Origin of the sequence: Cnuella takakiae (assembly GCF_001953305.1) — a bacterium.
GTDB lineage: Bacteria > Bacteroidota > Bacteroidia > Chitinophagales > Chitinophagaceae > Flavisolibacter > Flavisolibacter takakiae.
This window is the reverse complement of the sequence record NZ_MTFE01000010.1, coordinates 5560570-5584794: the sequence shown is the minus strand read 5'-3', so window position 1 is coordinate 5584794 and position 24225 is coordinate 5560570. Positions and strand designations below refer to the sequence as shown.

The following is a 24225-nucleotide window of genomic DNA, read 5'->3' as shown; positions in this document are numbered from 1 at the left end:
AAAAATAGGCCCGCTGAGAACAGCAGGCCGCAACCAAAACTAACTGCTTAAATGAATAAGCGAATGCAATATAGAACGATTTGATTTTTAAAAATTATTATAACAGTAGGGTCGTAAATGAATGCAGAACCGAATCACACTTTTACATTCTTTGTTTTATCCCTATTTCAATAGCTGCATTTACTTCCTGTGCTTGGCTCTTGTTAATGGCTGTTACAATGCGGGGTAATTCCTTGTGTAGCCACCGGGGTTGGTCCTCCATAGGCAAAGCAGCCATCACCCTTCCCGATTGTAAAACAGCAAGGTGCTTCAGTTTGGTGGTTGTATCATATAAATCAAGGCGATGGAGTAGGGGAGCGTTCAGGTTCAGCATGTCAAGGTTGCCATAATAGTTTGCCTTAATACTAAAATCGTCAACAAAATGGCCACCTGTACGTACCCGGCGGGCAACCCGGTCAAGAGATGTTTCCACCCGATCCAATCCCAGGTACACCATGTGTACATAGTAGCCATTGTTCTTAAAATTCAGAATAGGTTGCCAGTGCTCCTTTTGCGTGAAATACCCCTCAAATGCAAAGTGCCTGCGGTGGCGTATTGTATTTGTAAAAAGCTCATCGAAATACGCGCTTACATAAGCTGCTGCCTTTTGAGTGCTTTCCTTTTCACCCAGGCTTTGCCGCAGGTCCTGCTTCATCTGGTTGTACAAAATATAGCCGTCGAAAGGGAAAGTATCTTTCATATAATCAGGCAACATGCCGCGGGAACGTGTGGACTTACCGGCGCCATTGGCCCCAGCCACAATAAAAACCGTAGGGCGTTCAGAAGAGGTGGGCCTACTCCTGCTTTAAGGCAGTGATTTCCTGAATTGTTGCGGGCCGGATAACTTGGAAAGTACCCGTCCCTGTTCTGGTTTCTACCTGAAAGGACCCATTTGGATATTCAAAGAATACTTGGCCATCCGGGAGTAGGTTGCTGTGGTATAAGAAAGGGTGACCGGCAGCCAGATCAGCAAGTCGTAATTGTTTGATGATTTCATCATCTAATTTAGAGCTTAGGTCATATGGCTGGATTGCTGTCATAGTATAAATCTACTAAAATGTTCATTTCCAACGGTGGTATGTATTGCTTTTTATGCGAATTCCATGAATTGAATCTTGGTTGCACAATGCGATTATTTAAACCAAAGGTGACTCAGGAGGATTACGAAAAGGTGGTTGCCCTCACTTATAAAGGTATTGACCCATGTAAGATCAAACATACTGTCAAATTGCTATATTGCGGCTATAGTTACAGCGAGATGATTGCAAACCTCCAGCCCATTATTCAGCAGTTCAAGGCCGATAAAGAATCAGTGTATAATACCTGGTTTATCAACAATGAAGACCGGTTAAAAGCCTTTCGATCCATTCGACGTGGGGTAATACAAGTGGTTGACGATATTAAGTGCAAACGGTTCCCAAACGACTTCAAGGGCTCCTCATTGGAATTTGTGCTTTCCGTCATTACCGAGCAAAAGCAGGTGTTTGAGGGTGCTGCCCACCCATTTTACTGGAAACCCAAACTTCGCATTCCGGATATTTATGAGCATGAAGCTAACAAGCAGGCCTTTGGCCAATTTCTTGAGGCCAGTATAAACGCCAAGTCAGAGGATGTTATCATCCGTGAAATCATCAAATTGGATGCGCTTAAGATCAAGGGCTTAGGCCCGGCAGTTGCCAGCATTCTTTATTTTCTACACCCAACCATCATCCCGCCCTTCAATACCGCCATTGTTAACGGCTTCAATTTCCTGTTCAAGGACAAAAAAAAGCTGGGAAGCTGGAGCGAATACCTAAAACTTCGGGAAGTTCTAATGGAAACTAATGCCAAGTACCGCTCCGACCTTTCTGCCGACCTCGGAGCCATTGCGGGGCTAATGTTTGAGATCGGCATGCAAAAGCTTGTGCTAGGTAGTGATGAATATTTGTCGCAGACAGAGCGCACCAAAATGGAAAGGCTTATGGAAAAGCGGCATGAAGAGGTACGGATGGAAAAGGAGGAAGAAAACCTGCACACTGAAATGCAATATCATCTGTTGCGTATCGGCAATGCCTTGGGTTATGATGTGATCCCTGCTTCCAACGACCGTTCAAAATGCCATGCCGGAAAAAGCTTCTCTTTTATGAGCATGCCTGCTTTCCCGGCCGTAGATCTGGACAAGGAAACTTTAAATACAGTTAAGTTAATTGATGTGCTTTGGTTTCAAAAAGGCACTAATAATGTAATCGCAGCCTTTGAAGTTGAGAAAAGTACCAGCATTTACTCTGGCATATTACGCATGACCGATCTCAGTTACAGCATAGGAGACGGGGATGAAGTGTTTTACCTCATTGTACCAGACAAACGTGAAAAAGACGTAATGCTCCAGTTGGGAAGGCCAGCCATTAAAAAGCTAGGCGCTACTATCAAATACATCCTGTTCTCAGAGCTGCGCCAGCACTGCGATGCACTTTGCAGGTTTGGAGAAAGTCATAAGATCATGGAAAAAATTGCCAAGAGTGCGTGATTGCGCTATTGCCAGGTATGCCAGTTTCCAGCGTGGCATGCGCCAAGTGATTGCATATTATCCTCTGAATCAGACTCCTTTAATGCCGCATTCGGTAGGTTGTTCAGCAAAGTATAAAATGTAGGAATCATCAAAACATCTCGGTAATCCTGTTATCCTATTACCCTCTTATTCTTAATCCATGAGGATTTTTGTAAAGAACATGGTCTGCAACCGTTGTGTTCTGGTTGTCCGTCAAGTATTGGAAAGGGTAAGACTGAACCCTGCTGAGGTTCTTATGGGGGCTGTTGAACTCGAGATACAGCCTACCAAAGAGCAGATGGCCACCCTGAACACCAGCCTGCAAGAACTTGGTTTTGAGATCCTAGATGACCGTACCCATATTCTGGTTGAGCAAATCAAAAACCTCCTTATTGCACAGGTTCAAAGCGGCACCATTACAGAACATTTTAGTCTTAGCGAATTTCTGGGAAAAAGCCTTCATAGGGAATATGGACAGTTAAGCCGCCTGTTTTCCGAGGTCGAAGGGATTACGCTTGAGCAGTTTTTTATTCTGCAGAAGGTAGAAAAGGTTAAAGAATGGCTGGTGTACGACGAACTTACTTTAAGCGAAATAGCCTGGAGGTTAGGATATAGCAGTGTAGCGCACCTGTCAGCCCAATTTAAAAAAGTAACGGGCCTTACACCATCCGCATTTAAAAAGCTTGGCATAGCACACCGCAATCCATTAGATAATGTGCGTGTGCACAAATAAGTATAAAGCTTTCCCAAAATAATGTAACACTCAGACCCATACTTGTTCAGAGCTTTGCCTCTGTAAAACAAGTAACAATGAATTCAACAACATCGGTGGAATTGCCTTTGTCAGGAGTGGAAAGTGAACACTGTGCGCTGATTGTTGACAAGGGGCTTGCAAAAGTGCCGGGCGTTACTGCCCACCGGGTTGAGCTAAATAACCATAAAGCTGTTATAACCGCCTCCGACCCTGAAGCTATTCCGCAAGCTATTTCCGCTATTCGCAACCTTGGATATAATGTCGAGACAGTAAAAGGAAGCTTTCCGGTAACAGGTCTGAGCTGCGCATCCTGTGCCGCCAGCGCGGAAAGTATAATTAAAGCACAGCCAGGTGTGGTAAATGCTGGAGTCAATTTTGCCACCAGTTCTGTTCAGGTGGAGTATGTTCTAACAATTATTGCTCCTGAACAAATGAAGGCCAGTGTGCAATCTGTTGGTTATGATCTGATTATTGAAGACACTAAAGAAGCCAAAGAAGCACTGGAAGACCTGCGCCTGGCAAAGCTGCGCAGCCTGAAGCAAAGAACCTTCTGGTCAGTTGGCCTATCCATTCCGCTTGTTATTATCGGAATGTTTTTTATGGATATGCCCTATGTCAACTACATCATGTGGGCACTTGCTACACCTGTGATCGTAGTGTTTGGCCGGCAGTTTTACATTAACGCATGGAAGCAGGCACGCCACCGCTCCGCTAACATGGACACGCTGGTGGCGCTCAGTACCGGTATTGCTTATATTTTCAGTGTTTGTAATACGTTGTATCCCGAGTTCTGGCATAGCCGTGGCCTGCATCCCCATGTATACTTCGAAGCGGCTGCCGTTGTAATTGCCTTTATCCTGCTGGGCCGGCTGCTGGAAGAGCGGGCTAAAGCCTCTACTTCTTCAGCTATCAAAAAATTGATGGGCCTGCAGCCAAAAACGGTAGCCATCGTGCACGACGGCCACCTGATGGAAGTACCGATCGAGCGGGTTCGAGTGGGTAACCTGCTACTAGTAAAGCCCGGTGAGAAAATACCAGTTGACGGAACCGTCGAAAACGGGGAATCCTATGTTGACGAGAGCATGATCAGCGGAGAGCCCATACCCGTACTAAAGCAAAAAGGTGCTAAGGTGTTTGCCGGCACCATCAACCAGAAGGGTAGTTTCCAGTTCAGGGCTGAAAAAGTAGGAGGCGAAACCTTGCTGGCACATATCATCAAGATGGTTCAGGAAGCGCAAGGCTCGAAGGCTCCGGTACAAAAACTGGTAGACAAGATCGCCGGCATCTTTGTACCTATTGTAATTGGGATTGCACTGCTTTCCTTTATCTCCTGGGTTGTTTTGGGCGGGGCCAATGGGCTTACACAAGGCTTGCTGGCGCTGGTAACCGTGCTTGTTATTGCCTGCCCCTGTGCACTTGGCCTGGCTACCCCTACTGCTATTATGATGGGTGTGGGTAAAGGAGCGGAACACGGCATCCTCATTAAGGATGCCGAGAGCCTGGAGCTGGCGCATAAGATCGATACCCTTATCCTGGATAAAACCGGTACCATAACCAATGGTAAGCCAGAAGTAGTGGACATAATATGGAAAGATGGTGCCGGGGTGGAAGAATTATCCAGCCTCCTGTTTACCATCGAAAGGCAATCTGAACATCCGCTTGCCGGGGCAGTGGTGAACTACTTCAAAAACAAGAAGGTCCAACAGTTATCCTTGGATCATTTTGAAAGTATTACCGGTAAGGGCATTGAAGTGATGTATGATGGAAATACCTACTTTCTTGGCAGCCCCCGTTTTCTTCAGCTTCAACATATAAAAATTGATTCCATGCTGGCTAAAAAGGCCAACCACTGGTTATCGGAAGCCTATACCGTAATATGGCTGTCTGACCGGGAAAATGCTTTGGCAGCAATCGCCATTGCAGATCAAATCAAAGAAACATCCGCCGACGCCATCCACCAATTACAAAAAATGGGTGTAGAAGTGCATATGCTGACCGGTGACAATGGCCAGACTGCTAAGGCTATTGCACAAAAGACCGGTATTCAGCATTACAAAGCAGAAGTGTTGCCACAGGATAAGGCAGACTATGTAAAAGCTCTTCAGGCAAGTGGCCGCAAAGTAGCAATGGTTGGGGATGGGATCAACGATTCGCAGGCCTTAGCCCAGGCGGATGTTAGTATTGCCATGGGCAGAGGGAGCGATATAGCTATGGATGTAGCCAAGATGACGCTCATGACTTCCGACCTTGCCCGTATTCCCCAAGCTATTATACTTTCAAGGCAAACGGTTCGCACCATCCGGCAAAACCTGTTCTGGGCATTCATTTATAACCTTATTGGGATTCCTGTTGCTGCAGGCTTACTTTATCCATTTACCGGCTTCCTGCTTAACCCTATGATCGCAGGAGCAGCTATGGCGCTGAGCAGTGTTAGTGTGGTCACCAACAGTCTGCGACTTAAATGGGCCAGACTCTGACGGAATTCTATAACACTAAACCAAAATCCTGTAACAAAGGGGAGAAAGGCTGAATTTAATTTTGAACTATAAATCATCAATAATGAAGCAATACCAATTCAAAACAAACATCAATTGCGGCGGTTGTGTAGCAAAGGTTACACCCATTTTGAATAATAATCCAGAAGTACAACAATGGCAAGTAGATACCAACAACCCTAATAAGGTTCTCACTGTTCAATCCGAAACGTTGCAGGAGGAGGATATAAAGGCCTTGGTGCAAAAAGCCGGCTTCAAAGCAGAACAACTAAGTTAACAAAAGGGGTAGCATTGCTACCCTTAATTTTGCAATATGGTTATATTTCAGAAAATTGGCAATCTTCTTTTAAGAGTCCTCAGGGCTATTTTTGTTCACCGGAAAGAATGCTGCAAATAAATCATGATTGCCGCCTTGAGAACTGGTGCCAATTCTCTTTCCCTGCTTGCGTATAAGCCCCATTAACATACCTTATGTGTTGATGGAAAAATGTACAATTTACCCTGCAATCTTAGCTCCTTTTAATTTTTGCTCTTTTTCTCTCCTCCAATGGCTTGCTGCATTTTGGACAAATACCATCCTTGTTAAGTGCAACTTCCGGGTGCATCGGACAAGTAAACAATTTGGTAACCTCCGCCTTCATCTCTTCCTTAGGCGACCAGTTCATTTTTCTGCCACACTGCGGACATTTACCGGGATCATGGCTCGTTACACTAATGTGTACAGGGCAAGTGTAATTCTTAAGGGCACTTGTTTTCATTTCTTCTTTTGTTGTCAGGGTTAACTCAGTACCACAGGTAAAACATTTGCCAGGCTGATGACGGACTACATCGGAATGCTTTGGACAAGTATAAAAGGTAGCATGTTGGGAGGTATCAACTTTACCAGCCTTAGTTTGGGCTAAAAGGGTGGCAGAAGAAATTAATATAGCAACTGCCATAAATAATACCTTTTTCATGAAGTTGGTTTTTAAAGATTTGTATGTTAAGGTACTCAGTCAATTGACTTTTTCACCTGACCAGCCTCATGTGCCTAATTGATTTATAGGTTAAATCAGCGATGCATTTTTCCGTACTATCCGATAAGCCCTAGTTGGGCCTCCAAGCCCGTTCACATTGATACCATATAAAGTTTTCCGCTAGTACCCCTTGCTTTAGTACTTGGGAATGTGAAGTGAAAAGAGCAGACGAAACTTTAGCTTTAAACCTGTTGTACTAACAATTACCGGGGAAACAGATCTATACCTTGGTGTGTTACTTTGGTCAAATGATAAAGGATCATTTTGGGGAATCAGGCCGAGCTACAGTCTCCAGCGATCGTAGCAACAATCACATCATTTTGATCAGCTAGTTCTTGGCAGCTAGTATTTTAGTAGAAAATGTTTATACTTTAATGGGAAATAACTGAATCTAAATATTTGATGCCTGTAATTAAAACTGAAGGCGCTCTGTACAGGAAGTAAACGCATGATGATATGTTTAATACGTATAATTTTAAAAATTAGTTAATTAATACTCTTCGGATTTATGCTTCACTGCACTGTCTCAAAGTTTTTACCGATCTCCTGTTCGTGGTCCACTTGATATGCCTTCTTTTTCTTGTCTCGTGGAAAATGCCTTACATGGCTTTAGTTTTGCTGTGAAAAGAAAACAAAAGGCAAGGATATGCATAAGATTATTCTATTAGGTTTATCAATTTCCATTTTGATTTCGTGTGGAAATAATAGCGGTAGTGAATCAATTTCAGCAGGTTCTACAACTAGTGATCAGTCCAATGCCGCAACCACTTCTACTACTACCTCCGGCACTACTGCGGACAATTCATTTCAAGGCGCGACGAATAAAATGATGCAGCAAATGCATACCATGAAAATGACGGAAGACCCTGACCACGATTTTGCCATGATGATGAAGGCACACCACCAAGGTGCAATAGACATGTCTAATATTGAATTATCACAAGGAAAGAATGAGGAACTGAAACAAGTGGCTCAAAAAGTTATCACCGATTCACAAAAAGATATCAGCCAGTTGGATAATTTTTTGAGCAGCTATCAGCCTGATACTAAATCCAATTATGCAAAGCGCATTATGGATAAGATGATGAGCAATGCATCAAATATGAACATGAACCATGGAGGCGATATAGATCAGCAGTTTGCAATGATGATGGCCATGCACCACCAAGAAGGTATTGATATGGCCAAGGACTACCTGAAATCTGCAAAAGAAGAGCAGACCAAAAAGGTGGCAAACAGTACCATCAAGGCAAATTCAGAAGACCTCAAGACGCTTAAAAAGCACCAGGGCAGTCATTCCTCTGGCATGGCCGGGCATGATATGAGGTAACATGAAGGGGGGAGATACTGGTTCCACTACCGATCACTCTGGACATTAAACCGTGTTATACTGGATTTCGGTGAAAAAAGTTTTCTCAACCATATTGCTGGTTATATATCTCACCTTTAGTGCAGGTGCTACTATGCACCTGCACTATTGTATGGGCGAATTTGCAGGAATCTCGCTTACAGACACCAACGAAAGCACCTGTGGAAAATGTGGCATGGAAAGCCACGATGAAAAGAATGAATGCTGCAAGGATGTACCCGTTTCACTAAAAATTACAGATGATCAAGCTTCATCTTCTTGCGAACAAACCGTAGACAGACCATGGGTCCAGCTGGAGGCGATATCTCCTCTAATATATCTGGTCCAACCACTCCGCTATAAGCTCGAATGTTCTATTTCTTTCTGTTTCTCGCCACCTGGATACACCACTCGCATATATATCCAAAACAGGAACCTGCGTATTTAGACGCATCTTCTTTCAATCTTACTATTTACAAAGCAATCAGGCATGGGTAATTTTCCATGCACTGATACAAGTGGGCAATGCTCTTGCCTATTTACAACTATTCTTATCCCTGCTTCAACAATTAGCACTCAACTGAAATGACCGCCACGGTGGTCGAAATTGCTGACTGTTTCCGTTTATAACCTAAAAGCGAAAAAATGAAAAACACCCTTTTTGTGCTTGGATGCACCTTGATGCTGGTATTTACTGCTTGTGACAAAGAAGATGCAACAGAACTGGTACTGCAATCACACGACAACAACCGTATGATGGACTCCATGCATGCAGTAATGGATCGAATGGAAGCTATGACCCCTACCAATGATCCGGAGGTAGACTTTCCCACAATGATGATCATGCACCATCAGGCAGCCATCAACATGGGTAACGTACAGATTCAAGACGGAGAAAGCGATACATTGAAACGGTTCTCGCAAAAGATAATAGCCGCCCAGCAAATGGAAATCCAGGAGCTATCCACTATCCTGGCCGGACAGACCGTCAATAATAGTGTACCGGCTTTTACCATGGAGCAGATGGACCATATGATGAAAATGGACCAAGTAGCAGATATTCAACTGATTACAGGAAATATTGACAATGACTTTGCAACCCTTATGATTCAGCATCACAACAGTGCTATTGAAAATTCGGAAGCTTATCTGATGTATGGTAATAATGCAGAATTAAAAGCTATAGCCCAAAAGATGATTATGGACCAAAAGATGGAGATCAAAGAATTGTCAGACTGGCTCAAAGCCAACAAGAGATAAAAGGGATAAAAAAAACCAGTACTTCAATCCGTGCCCTATTTCTTTTAACCACTTAAAATTTAGACTATGGCACACAACCAAATGTATCAGGCTTGTATTGATGCCTGCCTTCGTTGCGCCTCTGTTTGTGATCATTGCGCTGCTTCCTGTTTGCAGGAGGAGGATGTAAAGATGCTGGCCCGCTGTATTCAGCTGGACCTGGAATGCGCTACTGTTTGTTACACTGCAGCCAAGGTAATGAGTATGGGTGGCCAGACCGCCCAAGAAATTTGCCGTATCTGTGCAGACATCTGTGATGCCTGCGGGGCTGAATGTGAAATGCATGCACAACATGGCATGGAGCATTGCAGGGAATGCGCAGAAACCTGTCGCAGGTGTGCTGAAGAATGCAGACGAATGGCAGGTGCTGCTGTTTGAAGTAAATCGTGATAGTGCTTGAAGTTCCTTTTAAAAAGGAGGTGGTAACTAAATATGCTACCATCTCCTTTTCCAACCGTACAAACGAAGATAAAATGAAGTATAGCTTCCTCCTGGTAAATCTTTTCTTTCTGAGCCTTACTGCATTAAAAGCCCAGCATGAAGGGCACAATATAAATACTGGTGACCGGAAGTCTTCACAGCAAAGAGGTGTTCGTCGCATAGGCCCAATTGTGGAATACCACCTTTACGTAAACGACACCACCGTAAATTATACAGGCCGCAAGCGAAAAGCACTGGCAATCAATAGCCAGATTCCGGCTCCCACCTTACGGTTTACAGAAGGCGATTCCGCTGTAATCCATGTGCATAATAAGCTTAAAGGAGAAGTTTCCATACACTGGCATGGCGTGCTTCTGCCTAATGAGGAGGATGGGGTGCATGCTCTGAACACTCCGCCTATTCATGAAGGCAGTACGCACACTTTCCGGTTCAGAATCATTCAGAATGGAACGCTTTGGTACCACTCGCATACTGGGTTTCAGGAGCAGGAAGGCTTGTATGGGCCATTGGTTTTTTACCCTGCCGTTCCTGAACGAGAAAGTGGCAAAAACGAGGAAGTCTTACAGATTTCAGACTGGCGGGATGAAAGTGGTAAAAGTGTCATGCGATCATTAAAGCGCCGAAATGAATGGTATGCCATTCAGAAGAAAGGGGTTCAAAGCTGGGGAGAGGCTATTGTAAAAGGGCATTTTGGTGATAAGGTACAAATGGAGTGGACCCGTATGCCGGGTGCCGATGTAAGTGATGTGTATTATCCTGTGCATCTCATGCAAGGCCAACCGGTTCAAACCTTTTCCAAATACAAAAAAGGCGATTCTGTATTACTGCGGGTGGTAAACGGATCGGCGGCAACCTATTATTGGTTACAGTATTCCGGAGGCAAGATGCGTGTAGTTGCCTCTGATGGCACAAACGTAAAGCCGGTGGATGTAGACAAAGTTCTGATTGCTACAGCCGAAACTTATGGTATCATGATCAAAATACCTGACGATGGGCAATATGAGTTCAGGGCTACCGCACAGGATATCACCACCTCTGCTTCCGCTTTTTTTGGTTCTGGACCACAGGTCAGGGCAAAAGACATTCCCAAGCTCGACTACATGGTGCTAATGCGTGAAATGAATCAAATGACCTGGATGATGAAAGGTATGGGCATGAAGATGAAAATGGGTTTATATATGAAGATGAATATGGATAACATGCAAGGCATGAATATGAGCGGCATGCGAGGAGGAATGCAGGGGATGGATCACGGGAACATGGACATGAATGATACCAATATGAACAACATGGATCATAAAGGAATGGATACAACCGGAGCAAAGATAGACATGGACCATATGGATCATGGAAACATGAGTGGGATGGATACCACAACGCAAAGCAGGGATACAGCGGATATGAACGGCATGGATCACTCTAACATGCCTGGCATGCAAAAGCAGCCAGCCAAAAAGAAGGCACCTCCATCCGCTACAAAAAAAGCCACCAAAGCCCCTGTAAAGAAAACTGCCACGAAAAAGCCCCCTATAAGGATACCAACTCAGAAAAAACCCGCAGTTAATAAACCGGCCCCAAAGAAAAAAGATGCTATGGAGGGAATGGATCATAGCAAGCACGGAGGGATGAGCTATGCCCCTGCCAAGCGTTGGAACCTGAACCCTCAAGTCATTTCAGGACTGTTTTTACAGCATAATGACACCGTGCCCAATAAAGAGGAGCAAGGTTCCATGCAGGGCCATGCCATGCACAACATGGGCAACATGAAAATGGATACAGTTCCTAAAAAGATGGAGCCAGTCATGAACCACCAGAATATGCAAATGCCAGCGTTGAAAGGTAACAATATGAGCGGCATGCAGCACGGCAACATGAACATGGGTGGCATGCAGGGGGGCAAGCAAAAAAGCACCATCAATCAGCGGGACACCTCCCGGAGCTATATGTTGCAAACCATGATGACACCAATGCCTATGACGGGTTTTGATTTTCCTCCGGGCAATGGCAATGATGTGGTGCTAGGTTATGATATGCTCGCCTCCGACAGTGGTTCCACCACGCTTCCCCAGGGACGGCCTTGGCGGGAAATTGAAATTACCCTTTCCGGCAACATGCTGCGGTATGTATGGTCAATCAATGGTAAAACCTTATCCCAGCAGGATACAAAGATCATGATTCGAAAAGGAGAAAATGTCCGAGTAATCTTTACCAATGCTACCATGATGGAACACCCCATGCACCTGCATGGCCACTTTTTCCGGGTGATCAACAACCAGGGGGCTAATGCACCCATGAAGCATACGTTTAATATCAATGCCATGCATACACAGGTTATTGAGTTTACAGCCACAGAGGAAAAGGACTGGTTTCTCCACTGCCATACCCTTTACCATATGAATTCCGGAATGGCCACCATATTTAGCTATGAAGGAACGGTTTCCCAAGTTCAACAGGCGCATCCTAAAGAGTTCAGGCAATTTTTGAGAGAGCACGGGTCACGCTATTATCCCTGGTCCAATGCAGCTTTCCACTCTCAGGGTACCTTTGGCACTGTGGTATTGTCTGGCGCCAAGTTGCAACTTGATCAGGACTGGAGGTGGGATTATAAAAAAAGTTATGAGTTAGAAACACGTCTGCAGTATTTCCTGGACAAGCGCCAGTACTTCTCGGCATTTGCCGGCTTTGAGTATGAAAGGGTAAATGTAAAGAACGGAAAAATACAGCCGAAGATGGAGCAGGAAAAAGTAGCTGTTGCTGGTTTGCAGTACTTGCTGCCTTTCTTTATTTCTGTTGAAGGCAGGGTGGATCATAAAGGAAAGTTTCGTTTTGAAGCACAGCGGGAAGATTTGCCCCTAACGACCCGTACACGACTGGACTTGCGCTGGAATACTGATAAGGAATATGGCGTAGAGGCAAGGTATATAATTGCTAAATACCTTGCTGTTTCAGCTAATTATGACAGTGATTATGGCTGGGGAGCTGGCTTGTCGATTGTGTATTGATAAAAAATGTAGACAGTTCACTTTATTCGGGGCAGGTAATAACTTCAGTAGCCTGCCCCTCATTTTCAAGTGTGTTCATGCCTGACTCGAAATCTTTGACGTTAACCATGTGTGTAATGATGGTATTTTCATTTGCATGCACCGACAGCAGGCAGCATCAGACAGCACCTGTTGATCCAACAGCGTCTGAACCTACAAAAAATTCTGTGCGCCCTCCGAAAGTAGAAAACACCATGCTGCTAGCCCAAGCTACCAATAATATGCTGGACAGTCTTCGTTTGAACACCTATACCGGAAATACTGATCTTGACTTCCTTCATATTTTAAAGAAGCATCAGTTGGCAGCCTTAGAAATGTATCAAACCGTGATGAGCAAAGGTGAAAGCGTGGAATTGAAAACTATTGCACAAAATATATCAGACCATCTAAAAATGGACATGGACTTACTAGATAAGCAGGTAGCAAATACCAATGTTCAAGAAAAGTCAGATTTCAGCGAAAAAGCCCTTATGCTACTCGACAGCCTAACTGTTAACGGTCTTTCGATGCATGGTGCCTATTTGGACTTGGACTTTGCGACTATGATGATGCAACACCATCAAAATGCAATTGCTCTTGCTACCCTGTACCGGAAATATGGAAAAAATAAAAAGTTACTTCAATTCACGCAGAAGATGATTGCTGCACACAAAAGTGATATTACAAGGCTAAGAAATTGGAAAACCAAAAATTATCCAGGAGTAAGTTGAAGCTTCAGCGAAACATCTTGCTTTACGCTTAATGAACACATTTTTCGATGTCTGGTTGATCTAAAGAATATATAAGATGAAAAGACCACTTGTAAAAAGAATAGCCTTGGCATTGCTGGTCATCTTTGTGTTACTTCAGCTTATAAGACCTAAAAAAAACAATGGGAATGCTGAATCAGACAAAGACTTCACCCACTATGTTCAGGTGCCAGATACGGTTAAAAGCCTATTAAAAACCGCTTGCTATGACTGCCACTCCAATAAAACCAATTACCCCTGGTATGCAGAGATCAGCCCTGCCAGCCTTTGGTTGGCCAATCACGTTAAGGGAGGAAAGGCGGAGTTGAATTTTTCCGATTTTTCGCAGTATACCAGAAGAAGAATGAAAAGTAAGATGTCTTCTATTGCCGAACAAGTAGAAAACAGGGAAATGCCCCTGAAATCTTATTTACTAATACACAAAAATGCCGAGCTGAGTGATGAGCAAATCTGGCTTATCGTAAGCTGGACCGATAGTGCTAAGACAGAACTGAATAGAAAAGCATTCTGAAAAATATGCTTACCTTATATATTAACTGGAATATTGATCCAGAGATTTTCAGGCTTGGTGGCTTTGCCTTGCGTTATTACTCATTGCTTTTTGCACTGGCTTTTCTGTTGGGTTATTGGTTAATGAAGAAAATGTTTGTGCGAGAAAGCATGCCCGAAGAGCTCTTGCAACCGTTGCTTATTTACATTGTTGTAGCGACTGTAATTGGAGCAAGGTTAGGGCAAACCCTTTTTTATGAGTTTGACTATTATAAAAATCACCCTTTAGAGATTGTACTACCCTTTCGTGTGATCAATGGCAGTTTCGAGTGGACAGGTTATCAGGGACTTGCTAGTCATGGAGGAGCTATAGGCATCTTGGCGGCCCTCGCTCTTTTTGCCCGGAGGTATAAAATCCCATTTTTATGGATAGCAGACAGGCTGGTGATTGCGGTTGCGTTAGGCGGATTTTTCATCCGGCTCGCCAACTTATTTAACTCTGAAATCATTGGCAAGCCTACCTCTGCTCCCTGGGCTTTTATTTTTGAGCGTATTGACCCCTTCCCTCGGCACCCTGCGCAGCTCTACGAGGCGTTGGCCTACCTTCTTATTTTTGCGTTTCTGTTTATCAGTTATCGAAAAAGTAGGGGCCAAAGACGCGGCTACCTGCTTGGGCTGTTCCTGATATTCATTTTCCTGACCCGTTTTGCAATAGAGTTTACAAAAGAAGCACAGGAAGCTTTTGAAAAAGCATGGCTGCTAAACATGGGCCAGATCTTGAGCATTCCATTTGTTTTACTGGGCTTTTATCTTGTCTTCCAGGCAGCGCCTGCTGAGAAGAGCCAAATACATTGAAAGCCATGTTAAAAAGTAATACTGCTTCCATCATTTAAGCCGGGTTTTTCGGAAAGCTGCTATTAATGAAGCACGTGGTATTAAGCTGTGCATATTATATTATCAGCTTAAACGTGAACTCACTACTTTATTCCTTATGGAAAAAGATGCACCAGTGATCTTAAATTTTAACGCCAAATGTTATATAGGCGTTTCTTCCATCGCTTGGCCATATGCCCGGGCCGGGGTAAAATGTAGGGCGTTTTGTAAAATATTCCCTGTCGAAAATATTATTTACCCCCGCACGGATCATAAACATTGTATTCACCCGCAAGGATGCATTGAAGTCCCAAATGGAATAAGCGGGCGTAAATCCTCTTGCACCATTTACTAGTGGCGCTATTGTGTTAAGTGGATCCGAATATGATGATGATGTATAGTTGTACAGAATTGTGCAACCAAAACCTTTATACAGGAAATCCAATCCGTTTCTGCTGATCCAATTCGGAACGGCTTCAACGCTGTTTCCCCTGATTGATTTGTTTACCGTGCCTGTTGAAATCTGCCCGTCAATGTATTTGGCATGCATGTATGAAGTGGAAGTAAACAGACCGGCGTAAAGCTGGTTGCTAATCGGAAATTTGTACTGAAGGAAAAGCTCAACGCCTGTGGTCCGGCTATCGCCTACATTGGTCTTGAAAGTAGAAGCCTGCCCCATGTTATCCTGCAACACCAGTGTGCCCATTCTGTTGTTGTATAAAAGACTGAATAAGCTGACATCATACTGCAGGTATTGAAACAACTTTCCTCTGGCGCCCATTTCCAGGTTGTACCCAGTGGCATTTTTAAGGTTTTTATCTATTTGCTCATAGGCGGCAACAGGCACAATATCTTTAAATATAACAGGCCGGTATGCCTGAGAAAAGCCGCCATAAAGGGTGTTCTCTTTATTGAGCAAATATTGTGTGCTGATGCCAAGCAGTGCAAAACGGTGGTTTATTGATGTAGGCAATTCATTAACTGGATAGTATTTGATAATCCCCGACATCCTGGAAGATCCGTTCTCAAAACGGATGCCGGGAGAAACGGTCCATTTTGGATTGATCTGAAAAGCATTTTCGGCAAACAGGGCAATATTGTGGGTTTTAAAATGGATATCTCTGCGAAAATCTTCTACAAGCGAAAGATCATAGTCACTGCCTGTTGTTCCTTTTCCTAACTGGCGGCGGTGAAGATTATTATTCATGTACACAATTCCCGCGGCCAGTTTACTTTTTATCCTGCCCAAGCTGTAATCATGCAAGAGGCGGCCTTCCATTGTGCGACTATTAAATCCATCAATATCTACCTGCCGGTTCTTAAACATTCCGGTGGATGGATCAATAGCGTCGGGAACATCGGCAAAGGCATCAAACATTACGCTGTTCCTGCTTCCAAAAACTCCGGAAGTTGTAGCAAGAATCTTTGTTTGAGCGGAAACCTGCCATTTTAGATTAAGTGAAGGAACATAAATATCGGGGCTGAAATAATTTCTTCCTCTGGTGCTCATCCGGGGGTCTGCATAAAACATGCTATCATTAAGCGGACCGGGTATCTGGTAGCGGTATTTTGACCTGCCTATTTCAGCTTTTAGCGATACCTTGTCGCTGAACTGGTACTGCATTTGCAGGAACTGCGCATCTGCGTCTGAACGGCTGTTTTTCCTGTATCCTACCGAATGCCTGCGGTAATAATAAGCGTAATAGGAAAACTTTTTTGCAGTGCCACTTATAGCATTATAAGAGCTTAGCAGGCCAAAAGAACCAGCAGTGTTGATGCTTTCAAAAGAAAATGGCTTTGTGCTGTCAGGCCGCTTTGAAATATAATTGATCATGCCGCCAAACTGAGCGCCGTATTGCAGCGCACCTGTTCCTCTTATGATCTCTACCTTTTCAAAACTTTCCATTGGAGCGCTGTAATGGCTTGCAGGATAGCCATACATATCCGAGTTGATGAGCGCTCCATTTTGACGCAGATTAAACTCCCAGCTCCGGTGCGGATCAAGACCCCGGGTTGCGATATTTAACTGATTACCGCTGCCATCCATATCATAAACAAAAACACCTGGGACTTTGGCAAATAGCTGTCTTCCTGTTTTTATCGCAATATTTGCATTAGTGGCGTTGAGGGTGATCAGCTCATTTTTCTTTCCTGTACTTAAATAGCCATTCACTTCATCAGCCAAGCGGTTGATGTCATTGCGCATCCATGATTTGATGGTTATTTCCTTGAGCTCTTTTGAGTTGACTGTATCTACAGTTTGCGCGAAACAAGAAACAAAAGCAACATGGCAGGCCAGCAAAATCAACAGTTTTTTCATATTCCATACACAGAATTGGATGTGCTAACTTACTGATTATTCTGCTGCCTAGATCAGAACTTTATGGAATATCCGGCCCGTACAACCTGTGTTTCATAGTAGTCGGTGCTGATTAAGGTAAACCCATTGCCTTTAAGCTCCCGTTTTATTTGCATCGTATTCAGGAGGTCGGTAGCGTTCACAAAAAAATCGCCCCTGCCTTTTTGCACCACTTTTTTCAAACCGGCGTCCAGAGAAAAACGCTGTCCTATTTTTCCTTGCGGAATCAGGTCAGGCGCCAGATATACTACGGTAACCTGAATATCGGTAGTTGCATTCAAGTGCACGAATGTGTTTGCTTTCAGATTGCCGGAAAATATACGCTCTGTAGCCGTACTGAAGTTTTGTTCAACAGGATACTGGTTAAGTACAATAAAAGCGTCAATCTGATTCCGGTATCCATTCAGATTGATGTTATAGGTAAGCTTTTTGGAGGGCCTGTGCTGCCAGATTAGTTCCAGGCCTGAAACAGAACTATTGCCTGCGTTCTGCATCAAAGCATATATTATATTACTGCCAGGCGCAACCACATTGATGCGGGTGATGGTACCCTGCGATGCCCGGTGGTAAGCTGACGTGTACAGCGACCCGTTATCGAAGGTGGTACGATAGCCCAGTTCTATACTGTTGGTAAACTGAGGTCTAAGAGCCGGATTGCCGATCTTTACGATTTCGGCGTCATCATATTTTGGAAATACCCGAAGGTCAAATTCATTGGGGCGGTCAACCCTTCGGCTAAGAAATAAAGCAAATTTTTGCCGGTCATTGATTTTATATACAGCTCTCAGGTTGGGAAAAGGCTGCACGTAGTTGTATCCATCACTTTTGAAAACATTGTTATTCGGGTCTACATCATAACGCACTTGGACACCTTCAAGCCGCAGGCCTGCTTCAAGTTCATATTTTTGATTGTCTATAATATAGTTACCATAGATGGCGGGAATGCCCTCATGGTAATTTGCCCATCCGCCCGCAGATACATCAAGAGGCGAGTTCAAGCCGGGTTGGAACTGCATGTTTGTGGGGATATAACGCCAGCGGTATTTCAATCCTGTTTCCAATCGTCCATACCTTAGCGGTTTGATGTAATCGGCAGTTAGATCAACCACATGTTCATCTGAAAGTAATTTAAAAGAATCCCTTCCTGTGTAGGAGGGCATGATGTTGGTAAAAAAATAACGTTCATCTTCCCTGTGAAAAGTATAGTTAACACCTGCGTTGAATACGTGTCCGGGCTGGCTGAACTTGTGTTGAAAAGTGGAAGTAGCAGTCGCTGTTGTTTTCACTTCATCTTCCAGAAATTGCCATAATCTTAATCGCTGTGATAACCCTTTATTAAAAAAAGGCTCATCGCCGTCGTCAAGAATTTTCTCCCTGCTAAAAAGACCTGAAATCGTTACCTGATTGATACTTTTCCAGCTATGGTCAACGCCTGCACGGGCGGTTGTTACTGTAGTACGCCTATTGCGCTTGGTTTGCTGCTCAATAACGTCGCCATTGTCATAGGTGCGGGTTGCAAACTCGTTTTTGTTCAAGGTTGGATTATACAACACATCTCCACCTGCAAACAAGTTGGTTGTGCCTTTGCGGTAATTAAGGGAAAGGGAAGGATTTAATTTGGGAGTGCCTCTGAACTGCGGACGAATGCCCGGAAAATTGGACCGCTTTTCCCATAGTGCGCCCAAACCCGTACTCAAACCAGCTTTGCCATTGAAACCTTCCTGCTTGCTTTTCTTAAATATAATGTTGATAATGCCTGCATTTCCGTTGGCATCATACTTTGCCGAAGGGTTGTTGATGATCTCAATGCGCTCTATGGCGGAGGCCGGGATATTGTCCAGGCTTTCCTGATTGTCAAATCCGGTTAATGCGGTTTGCCTGCCATCGGCCAGGATGGCTACGCGGTCGCTGCCGCGCAACTGTACCCGGCCATTTTCAACCGTAACGCCCGGCAGTCCCTGCAAGGCCTGCAAAATGGACCCGCCGCTCTGCGCGGATAAATTATTTAAGCCATAAACTTTTCGATCTATGGTTGCCGGCACGCTGGTAGTCCGGCTATTCACTACTACATCCTGCATGATTTTGGCGTCCGGCGAAAGGGTTAGCTGACCCAGGTCAAGAAACTCAGTCAGGCTACCCACGAATATGGCCTGCGTGAGCATTTGGTACCCACTAAAGGAGGCTTGCAGTTGATAACGGCCGGGAGTGATACCCGAGAGCACAAACCGGCCATCTGTGCCGGAGATTGTGCCGCTTGTAAATGCACTATCTTTTTCCTGCTTTAAAACAAGGTTTACATAAGGCATTGCATTTCCGTCTGAAGATTTTACTTGTCCCGACAGGCTAACCTTTGGTACTTGTGCCCAGAGGGCTAGTTGCAGCAGCACAAACATGCTTAACATGAGGTGCTTGACAAAGCTCCACTTTTTCATTTTATTTGATGGTTTTTGGGCGTTTGCTATTGCCTAACTGCTTCACTAACGAGAAGCCGAACATTCCATTGTTATATTGAGGCAGCAGAACGGTATTTGTTTCTTTTGTTTTAAATACCTCTTTCTGAATTTTCGGATACAGCCAATAACTAAAGCGCGTAGCAGCTATTCCGATACTTGCACCTGCTGCCACATCACCCAACCAATGTTTGTTATTGTACATGCGCAGGTATCCGGTAAATGCGGCAGCAGAGTAGCCTGCTATTGTGTACCAGGGCGACAAGTGCCCGTATTCAGATCTTAAAAACTCCGCTGATGCAAAGGCCTCGGCGGTATGTCCGCTTGGAAAAGAAGTATGCGAAGAACCGTCCGGGCGGAGTTGCCGGGTAAGATGCTTTATTGAAAAAACCGCTGTACCCATTAAAGCCTGGGACATTAATAGTATGCCTGCCTGGTTTTTGGGATTATTCAATCCCTTTACGCCCAGCACGTTTAAGGATACTACCGTTGCCAAAGGCGCATATTGCAAATAATTGTCAATTTTGACTTGCTTATGTGGCCGTTCCATCCACAACTCTTCTTTTACTTCCAGATTAAGTTTGCGTAGTGGCGTGCTCTTATACGACAAGGCGCCATAAAACAATAAGCCGACCGGAACAATCGCCTGCTTTATGCCAACAACTTTCGCACTCTCTTTTTTCGAAAATCGTACCGCATGATACGTATGGAGCACGCTGTCGCTATTCACCGGTGTTTGACTGAAGGATAGAAATGGAGAAAATAGGGTACAGATTAAAGCAACGGTCTTACACTGGTGCTGAATACGCATGCTATGGCTGTTTTATAGGGAATTAAAAGAAAAGTACCGTCAGCAATTGTATTACTGACAGTACTTTAGTGTTCTTATTGGCCGACTATTTTAATGAACTCACCGGCAGGGGTAAACAGCAGGTCTTTTCCAGCAACTACGACTTCGTAAACAACTTTGCCAAAGGCATCCACGATTTTAGCGGCTTCCTTAACCTCCTTTCCAGGGTATTGCTTAGATACGTAGGCCAATGCATTTGCCGGAAGCTGGTTAGCCAGAATCTCTGTTTCTTCCTCCAGCAACTGGCCATCCTCATGGAATACAACACTCATCTCTTTGCCTGTTTTCCTGAAGATGGCTTCATAGTCGCTATCCTCCTTTTCCCATTTTGCTTGTACACCAGGGTGCATTTTGGCGAAGCTTTCCTTTACTTTTTGCGGAACCGCATCCTTTGCGTTTGCCTGGGCATTACAGGATACGGTCAGAACGGCAAGGGCTGCGGCGATCAATAAGCTTTTCATACATTTAAATTTTGTATTCCAAAGCTGGGAAAACAGTTTGAAGAAAAATTGAATCATTGGAAATGCACAACAAAATGGTGTGTTTTATCATTTTCATAACTGTAGGCAATTGACCAGCCATGCCTATCAACAATCTGCTTTACGATTGCCAGTCCTAAGCCATTGCCGGAAATAGAAGTGCTGTCCTTTGCAAAACGGTCAAAAATGCGTTGCTCATCTAGCTTTTCTTCCTTTCCCGTGTTACTAATATGCAACGCTTTGTTGCCTAAGGAAATTCGAACCACACCGCCATGTTTATTATACCGGATGGCATTTGTTAGCAGGTTTCTAATCATCACTTCCAAAAGATAAGGATTAGCGAAAACTTCTGTTTGCTCAATAATGTTATAGCGGACATCTACTTTGTTTGCAATTGCTTGTTCTGCAAGAAAATCGGCCTGCTCACTTAGTGTTAGGTCTGGCCTTGCTTGTGCCTTATCCGAGAATGTATTGCAGCCTATGCGTGATAGCAGCAGCAGGTTTTGATTGATGTGCTTCATCCGTTCCAGGGTATCATAAATTGCGGTTAGCGAGGCCGCTGTTGTACCAGTAAGCGTTTCGGTTTGTATCAGGTTATCCATCTTAGTCTGAATTACAGCCAGCGGTGTTTGCAGCTCATGTGCTGCATTTTCTATAAACTCCTGCTGGCTTTTAAAAATGGCTTTGTTGGTGGTAACCAATTGTTCAATGGCTTTGTTCAGTCTTTGGAACTCCTCTGTATTTGTTTCAGGAAGAAAAAGCGGGCCAGTTTTATCAATTTGGTAAGATTCAAGACGCGCTAATTGCAGATAAAAAGGCTCCCAAAGCTTGCGGGAATACGTTCTGGTAAATAGAGCTAAACCAATCAGGAGCAGGAGAATAGCCGTGCCATATACTAACAAAATACTGCCTATTAAGTCGTCTGTTTGCAGCAAGCTTGAACGGGCAAAATACACAAAAGGCATCCCATCTATTACGACAGGCGCCTTGATGGTGCGAAAGGGCTCCATGTCTTTTTCTACAACATCAAGGTATTCGGCATTTCCAAAATTCGGTAGGGTAATGTGCGGCTCGGAAGCCAGTATTTTTACATCTTGATTCCACTTATTCCAAACTATTATATCGGCAGTATGGAAAGTGGGCAAAGTTTGTTCCCGGAATTCCTGAAGGCGCAACATCAGCATCTCTTCTGCTTCTTCGAGGTGCAATGTTTTAAGGATACCATAAAACACCGGAACGGTGAACAAGAGTACGGCCGCAGAAAAAACGAGGTAAAGCCTTATAGTTTTATCTAATAACTTTTTAGTCATGCATGCCATTTATAGCCTAGTCCGTAAACAGATTTGATGTAATCGCCGGCACCGGCATCCACAAGTTTTTTTTTCAGGTTTTTTATGTGGGCATAAACAAAGTCGTGATTTACCATTAGATCTGCCATATCGCCGGAAAGGTGTTCGGCAATCGCATTTTTCGATAATACCCGGTTTTTATTACCGATCAGGTATAGTAGCAGGTTGAACTCACTGCGTGTAAGTGCTAGCGTGTTCTTGTTTACCGCAACAGTGTGTGCTGACAAATTGATAGTTATTTCTTCAAAAGAAACCTGATTGTTCCCACTAAATTGTTTTCGACGAACGATGGCTTGCACTCGAGCCATAAGTTCCGGTAAGTGAAAAGGTTTGCTCAGGTAGTCATCAGCTCCGGTTTCTAGTCCTTCCAGCTTGTTTTCCAATCCATTCTTTGCTGAAATGATGATTACACCGTCTTCCTTTTGTTCTGATTTTAAATATTTCAAAGCTTTCAATCCATCACCGTCAGGTAACATCAGGTCCAGCAGAATGCAGTCATAGTTGTACATGCCTATCTTTTCTTTTGCATCAGAAAGCGTGCTTACCCACTCACAACGGAAACCATTACTGGAAAAATAGTCAGTAATATTTCTGGCAAGTTCAGGCTCGTCTTCAATCAACAGTAGCTTCATGACACAAAAATCTGTATGAATTCTGAATACATTTTGAAGATAATGTGAGTACTTCTTACTTGATTTATCGGTGGGCACAGGGTCAATTAAATAAAAATGGGTCCACTCATTTCCAGATCAGAATAACCATGCGGGCTAGAATGAAGCCAACTCCAAGAAAAACTTTGGTGCTCAGAGGCTCCTTTGTTATAAGAAGGAGAGGATCAGAGTTACCACAATACTGGCTTTGTCAATCGAAACCACTTAAGATACTGCTCCTTCTTTCATAGCGCGGTAATAAAAAGTCAATAAGAAAGAACTTGAAATTTCGGCAGTTGCTAAGAAGGCCAGGTTTTTACCTGCCGACTGCTGTAGTTCCTGGTGAGCGTACATAAGAAAAAGCCGTTAGCTATTTCAATAGTAAATATTACAGCGGTGCGTATAGCCGCAGCTGTATCACTGAATATTTCCTTCATGCCGAACTTAGCGATTACTGAAGTGAGTTCAGCGAAAAGCATGGAAATTTTTGCATAGATCCTCTAGCGTTCTAGGTATTACTTATGTTAATATTTCAAAAAAGTAGTTGAGCTTTGTAAAATTCAATTTTTTTAGCAAAATATATGCGACTATACCGATTGTGCTGTTAAAGTGAATTAACCCATTGCTCAACGTCTCTATAAATTGTGGTATTACCCTTTAGTATTTTCAGATGTGTGTAGAAAAAAGCATGCACACAGTCCTTTTTATCTACCAAATCCACGGATACCATCAAGCTGGCAGTACTGCCCATTGACCTCTGTTGCGCCTGATTTCTACGCTTTAGTACTGCTTCCTGACTGTGAAATTGGTGTGCGTTCATGGTACCTGTAGCTTTTGCCTCGATTATGATCATCAGGTATTTGGTTTTAGGGAACGATTTTCGTAGTGGGCTTTTTGATTGTTCAGTTTTTCCAGCCTTCATACAAATGGGCAGCGTTCTTATGCTGAAAACGACCAGGTCTTGGTTCATTATTTATATTTTTCTGTTGCTAACATTTAAAAAAAGATTTTTTTTAC

The 24225-nt window shown here is 43.8% G+C and carries 21 protein-coding genes and 1 pseudogene; 12 read left to right on the top strand and 10 right to left on the bottom strand.

The features are described from left to right. Nucleotides 1-142 precede the first annotated feature (142 nt). Nucleotides 143-817, bottom strand: a pseudogene (locus BUE76_RS23860) (zeta toxin family protein); the annotation flags it as partial. 16 nt (nt 818-833) lie between these two features. Further along, the gene (locus BUE76_RS24635) at nt 834-1079 is read right to left on the bottom strand and encodes a hypothetical protein (protein WP_073039127.1); all 246 of its coding nucleotides are present in this window, start codon (nt 1077-1079) and stop codon (nt 834-836) included. A gap of 17 nt (nt 1080-1096) precedes the next feature. On the opposite strand from BUE76_RS24635, the gene BUE76_RS23850 reads away from it, so the two are divergent. The 4 genes from BUE76_RS23850 (at nt 1097) to BUE76_RS23835 (ending at nt 6092) form a co-directional block, all read left to right on the top strand. Then, nucleotides 1097-2545: a type II restriction endonuclease gene (locus tag BUE76_RS23850; RefSeq protein WP_216820734.1), complete on the top strand. Its 1449-nt coding sequence runs from the start codon at nt 1097-1099 to the stop codon at nt 2543-2545. Between the two features lie 181 nt (nt 2546-2726). After that, nucleotides 2727-3299: a helix-turn-helix domain-containing protein gene (locus BUE76_RS23845; RefSeq protein WP_073039125.1), complete on the top strand. Its 573-nt coding sequence runs from the start codon at nt 2727-2729 to the stop codon at nt 3297-3299. A gap of 77 nt (nt 3300-3376) precedes the next feature. Then, nucleotides 3377-5797 (top strand): heavy metal translocating P-type ATPase, encoded by a 2421-nt coding sequence (locus tag BUE76_RS23840; RefSeq protein ID WP_073039123.1) that lies wholly within the window; start codon nt 3377-3379, stop codon nt 5795-5797. 82 nt (nt 5798-5879) lie between these two features. Then, on the top strand, nt 5880-6092 hold the full coding sequence (locus BUE76_RS23835; RefSeq protein WP_073039121.1) for a heavy-metal-associated domain-containing protein: 213 nt from the start codon (nt 5880-5882) through the stop codon (nt 6090-6092). 232 nt (nt 6093-6324) lie between these two features. Here BUE76_RS23835 and BUE76_RS23830 read toward each other — a convergent pair whose 3' ends face one another. Further along, the gene (locus BUE76_RS23830; protein ID WP_073039119.1) at nt 6325-6771 is read right to left on the bottom strand and encodes a heavy metal-binding domain-containing protein; all 447 of its coding nucleotides are present in this window, start codon (nt 6769-6771) and stop codon (nt 6325-6327) included. Nucleotides 6772-7477: 706 nt separating this feature from the next. Here BUE76_RS23830 and BUE76_RS23825 point away from each other — a divergent pair. From BUE76_RS23825 to lgt, 8 genes are all read left to right on the top strand, one after another. Next, nucleotides 7478-8161 carry a DUF305 domain-containing protein gene (locus BUE76_RS23825; protein WP_073039117.1) on the top strand — a complete coding sequence of 228 codons (684 nt, stop codon included), beginning with the start codon at nt 7478-7480 and terminating at the stop codon, nt 8159-8161. A 52-nt stretch (nt 8162-8213) separates the two neighbouring features. Beyond that, nucleotides 8214-8627 (top strand): HYC_CC_PP family protein, encoded by a 414-nt coding sequence (locus BUE76_RS25540; protein WP_449506038.1) that lies wholly within the window; start codon nt 8214-8216, stop codon nt 8625-8627. Nucleotides 8628-8824: 197 nt separating this feature from the next. Beyond that, nucleotides 8825-9439: a DUF305 domain-containing protein gene (locus BUE76_RS23820; RefSeq protein ID WP_073039115.1), complete on the top strand. Its 615-nt coding sequence runs from the start codon at nt 8825-8827 to the stop codon at nt 9437-9439. A gap of 66 nt (nt 9440-9505) precedes the next feature. Beyond that, the gene (locus BUE76_RS23815; protein ID WP_073039113.1) at nt 9506-9856 is read left to right on the top strand and encodes a four-helix bundle copper-binding protein; all 351 of its coding nucleotides are present in this window, start codon (nt 9506-9508) and stop codon (nt 9854-9856) included. A gap of 95 nt (nt 9857-9951) precedes the next feature. Beyond that, nucleotides 9952-12921, top strand: coding sequence for a multicopper oxidase domain-containing protein (locus BUE76_RS23810; RefSeq protein WP_143157153.1), 2970 nt, complete (start codon nt 9952-9954; stop codon nt 12919-12921). Between the two features lie 116 nt (nt 12922-13037). Beyond that, entirely contained in the window at nt 13038-13670 is a 633-nt protein-coding gene (locus tag BUE76_RS23805) for a DUF305 domain-containing protein (RefSeq protein ID WP_158070036.1), read from the top strand. Nucleotides 13671-13746: 76 nt separating this feature from the next. Continuing rightward, nucleotides 13747-14220: a heme-binding domain-containing protein gene (locus BUE76_RS23800; RefSeq protein ID WP_073039107.1), complete on the top strand. Its 474-nt coding sequence runs from the start codon at nt 13747-13749 to the stop codon at nt 14218-14220. Nucleotides 14221-14225: 5 nt separating this feature from the next. After that, the gene (gene lgt / locus BUE76_RS23795; protein ID WP_173702672.1) at nt 14226-15053 is read left to right on the top strand and encodes a prolipoprotein diacylglyceryl transferase; all 828 of its coding nucleotides are present in this window, start codon (nt 14226-14228) and stop codon (nt 15051-15053) included. Nucleotides 15054-15213: 160 nt separating this feature from the next. Here lgt and BUE76_RS23790 read toward each other — a convergent pair whose 3' ends face one another. The 7 genes from BUE76_RS23790 to BUE76_RS23755 form a co-directional block, all read right to left on the bottom strand. Next, nucleotides 15214-17391 carry a TonB-dependent receptor family protein gene (locus BUE76_RS23790; RefSeq protein WP_073039103.1) on the bottom strand — a complete coding sequence of 726 codons (2178 nt, stop codon included), beginning with the start codon at nt 17389-17391 and terminating at the stop codon, nt 15214-15216. Between the two features lie 53 nt (nt 17392-17444). After that, complete coding sequence (locus BUE76_RS23785) at nt 17445-19862, bottom strand: TonB-dependent receptor domain-containing protein (protein WP_073039101.1); 2418 nt, start codon at nt 19860-19862, stop codon at nt 17445-17447. 1 nt (nt 19863) lies between these two features. Next, nucleotides 19864-20691: a phosphatase PAP2 family protein gene (locus BUE76_RS23780; RefSeq protein WP_073039099.1), complete on the bottom strand. Its 828-nt coding sequence runs from the start codon at nt 20689-20691 to the stop codon at nt 19864-19866. A 74-nt stretch (nt 20692-20765) separates the two neighbouring features. Then, a complete protein-coding gene (locus BUE76_RS23775) occupies nt 20766-21248 on the bottom strand; it encodes a PepSY-like domain-containing protein (RefSeq protein ID WP_083596284.1) in 483 nt (160 codons plus the stop codon). Next, complete coding sequence (locus BUE76_RS23770) at nt 21245-22519, bottom strand: sensor histidine kinase (protein ID WP_073039097.1); 1275 nt, start codon at nt 22517-22519, stop codon at nt 21245-21247. The genes BUE76_RS23775 and BUE76_RS23770 overlap by 4 nt, the downstream gene beginning before the upstream one ends. Continuing rightward, nucleotides 22516-23190 carry a response regulator transcription factor gene (locus BUE76_RS23765; RefSeq protein WP_073039095.1) on the bottom strand — a complete coding sequence of 225 codons (675 nt, stop codon included), beginning with the start codon at nt 23188-23190 and terminating at the stop codon, nt 22516-22518. The genes BUE76_RS23770 and BUE76_RS23765 overlap by 4 nt, the downstream gene beginning before the upstream one ends. A 622-nt stretch (nt 23191-23812) precedes the next feature. Next, a complete protein-coding gene (locus BUE76_RS23755; RefSeq protein ID WP_073039093.1) occupies nt 23813-24178 on the bottom strand; it encodes a hypothetical protein in 366 nt (121 codons plus the stop codon). Nucleotides 24179-24225: the final 47 nt, after the last annotated feature.

Excerpts from the sequence above, each read along its gene's own strand:
- BUE76_RS23765 (WP_073039095.1), bottom strand. The coding sequence starts at position 23,190 with ATGAAGCTACTGTTGATTGAAGACGAGCCTGAACTTGCCAGAAATATT.
- BUE76_RS23830 (WP_073039119.1), bottom strand. The coding sequence starts at position 6,771 with ATGAAAAAGGTATTATTTATGGCAGTTGCTATATTAATTTCTTCTGCC.
- BUE76_RS23770 (WP_073039097.1), bottom strand. The coding sequence starts at position 22,519 with ATGACTAAAAAGTTATTAGATAAAACTATAAGGCTTTACCTCGTTTTT.
- BUE76_RS23755 (WP_073039093.1), bottom strand. The coding sequence starts at position 24,178 with ATGAACCAAGACCTGGTCGTTTTCAGCATAAGAACGCTGCCCATTTGT.
- lgt (WP_173702672.1), top strand. The coding sequence starts at position 14,226 with ATGCTTACCTTATATATTAACTGGAATATTGATCCAGAGATTTTCAGG.
- BUE76_RS23810 (WP_143157153.1), top strand. The coding sequence starts at position 9,952 with ATGAAGTATAGCTTCCTCCTGGTAAATCTTTTCTTTCTGAGCCTTACT.
- BUE76_RS23835 (WP_073039121.1), top strand. The coding sequence starts at position 5,880 with ATGAAGCAATACCAATTCAAAACAAACATCAATTGCGGCGGTTGTGTA.
- BUE76_RS23780 (WP_073039099.1), bottom strand. The coding sequence starts at position 20,691 with ATGCGTATTCAGCACCAGTGTAAGACCGTTGCTTTAATCTGTACCCTA.
- BUE76_RS23775 (WP_083596284.1), bottom strand. The coding sequence starts at position 21,248 with ATGATTCAATTTTTCTTCAAACTGTTTTCCCAGCTTTGGAATACAAAA.
- BUE76_RS23840 (WP_073039123.1), top strand. The coding sequence starts at position 3,377 with ATGAATTCAACAACATCGGTGGAATTGCCTTTGTCAGGAGTGGAAAGT.
- BUE76_RS24635 (WP_073039127.1), bottom strand. The coding sequence starts at position 1,079 with ATGACAGCAATCCAGCCATATGACCTAAGCTCTAAATTAGATGATGAA.
- BUE76_RS23800 (WP_073039107.1), top strand. The coding sequence starts at position 13,747 with ATGAAAAGACCACTTGTAAAAAGAATAGCCTTGGCATTGCTGGTCATC.
- BUE76_RS23815 (WP_073039113.1), top strand. The coding sequence starts at position 9,506 with ATGGCACACAACCAAATGTATCAGGCTTGTATTGATGCCTGCCTTCGT.
- BUE76_RS23820 (WP_073039115.1), top strand. The coding sequence starts at position 8,825 with ATGAAAAACACCCTTTTTGTGCTTGGATGCACCTTGATGCTGGTATTT.
- BUE76_RS23845 (WP_073039125.1), top strand. The coding sequence starts at position 2,727 with ATGAGGATTTTTGTAAAGAACATGGTCTGCAACCGTTGTGTTCTGGTT.
- BUE76_RS23785 (WP_073039101.1), bottom strand. The coding sequence starts at position 19,862 with ATGAAAAAGTGGAGCTTTGTCAAGCACCTCATGTTAAGCATGTTTGTG.
- BUE76_RS23805 (WP_158070036.1), top strand. The coding sequence starts at position 13,038 with ATGATGGTATTTTCATTTGCATGCACCGACAGCAGGCAGCATCAGACA.
- BUE76_RS23825 (WP_073039117.1), top strand. The coding sequence starts at position 7,478 with ATGCATAAGATTATTCTATTAGGTTTATCAATTTCCATTTTGATTTCG.
- BUE76_RS23850 (WP_216820734.1), top strand. The coding sequence starts at position 1,097 with ATGTTCATTTCCAACGGTGGTATGTATTGCTTTTTATGCGAATTCCAT.
- BUE76_RS23790 (WP_073039103.1), bottom strand. The coding sequence starts at position 17,391 with ATGAAAAAACTGTTGATTTTGCTGGCCTGCCATGTTGCTTTTGTTTCT.